The 1,411-nt window shown below is 35.7% G+C and carries 1 protein-coding gene; it reads right to left on the bottom strand.

All coding sequences use genetic code 11. The features are described 5' to 3' along the window. Positions 1–243 precede the first annotated feature (243 nt). Entirely contained in the window at positions 244–1,323 is a 1,080-nt protein-coding gene (locus OQ5_RS0114565; protein WP_016778191.1) for an IS110 family transposase, read from the bottom strand. Positions 1,324–1,411 lie beyond the last annotated feature (88 nt).

Raw genomic sequence — 1,411 nt, 5'->3', positions numbered from 1 at the left:
GCCCGACAGTTTTTTCCTTTACCTTCGGTACAAATAGTCACCGTCGGTCGCTCTTGGTTATATACGTGAACTCATTTCTATAAAAACAACCTTCTATCAACAATCTGCATAAATGCAGTTGCATCTCCTTTTTCATTTTTTTATAGTGCGGGCCGTGGACTAAATAAAACAGTCTTCACTGAGAAGCTGCAAGTGTCTGATCACAGTTCCGCTAACTGATGATTGTTTTTAAGAAAATGAATTCTATTTAACAATACCTTTCTCATAAGGCACTTTGTGTTTTAACACATATTTTATTCGGCTTAGTAATTTCTTTGCAATTTTTACTATGGCCTTGTTAGAATCCAGCCGTTGACGAAGTTCTCCATAACGCATCATTAAAGCTGGATCTTGTCTTATTGCTATCCACGCACTTTCAATTAACATATTTCGTAACTGCCTATTGCTGCGTGGCGTAATGTTTCCAACTCTCTCGTGCTCTCCACTTGAATTAGTACTGGGTACTAACCCTACAAATGAGCACAATTTGTCTATATTTGAAAATCTTTCAATACTTTCTATCTCTGTAATTATGGTCAAACTCGTAATTAGAGCAACTCCGGGAACTGTTCTCAGCAAGGAAATAGTTTGAGAATATTCCCCTTCTTTCTCTAACTTACGTAAACGTCTGTTTATTTGCAATAATTCACCTCTTAAATGCTCAACTGTTTCTATGATACTTTTAAGGGTATAATTACTGTGTTCTGTTTCCAGATTTAATGATCTTAACCAATTGCTATATCGTTTGGACCAATGTTTTGAACCTTTTTCCAACTCAATGGGTATTATTAATCCATGATAGTATAAAAGGGATTTTGTCCTGGATTTATACCTGTTAATTTCTTTAACCAGGGTTCTTCTATACCTCACTAAGTTTCTTAATCCTTCTATCTTCTTACTTGGCACACAAATAGCTTTTAGTTCATCGTTTTGTAAAGATCGTGCTATTTTTCGACTATCACGCCCATCTTCTTTCTGTTTTTTCTCTTTATCTGTGGTCGGAATATCTGCGGGGTTTACTACAATATTATTTATATTATAGCGGTGCAACTCCCTATGGGCAGAGAACCCACAAAATCCTGCTTCATAAGCGGAAAAATAATTCCCACCAGGATAATTTAAGTTCAGGTAATCACTTAACTTCTTTGCTGAGGGGTCTTGCGAAAATGTTTTGCATACAACCCCGTTAGCCATTACTGTAATCCGCCAGCTTTTTAAATGAGCATCTATCCCAACATAAATGTTCTTTCCTTTGAAATCTAATTTGTAATTTTGTTTTTGCATAAGTTTCTGATTTTTGTTTTCGCCCGCTAATTTAAATATTAGTGGGCTGAAACTTATGCACTAACCAATTACAAACATAAGGGCTAAA

Origin of the sequence: Anaerophaga thermohalophila str. Valhall, from assembly GCF_000250735.1 — a bacterium.
Taxonomy (GTDB): domain Bacteria; phylum Bacteroidota; class Bacteroidia; order Bacteroidales; family Marinilabiliaceae; genus Anaerophaga; species Anaerophaga thermohalophila_A.
The sequence above is the reverse complement of the archived record's forward strand: the minus strand, read 5'-3'. Positions and strand labels throughout refer to the sequence as shown.

Excerpts from the sequence above, each read along its gene's own strand:
- OQ5_RS0114565 (WP_016778191.1), bottom strand. The coding sequence starts at position 1,323 with ATGCAAAAACAAAATTACAAATTAGATTTCAAAGGAAAGAACATTTAT.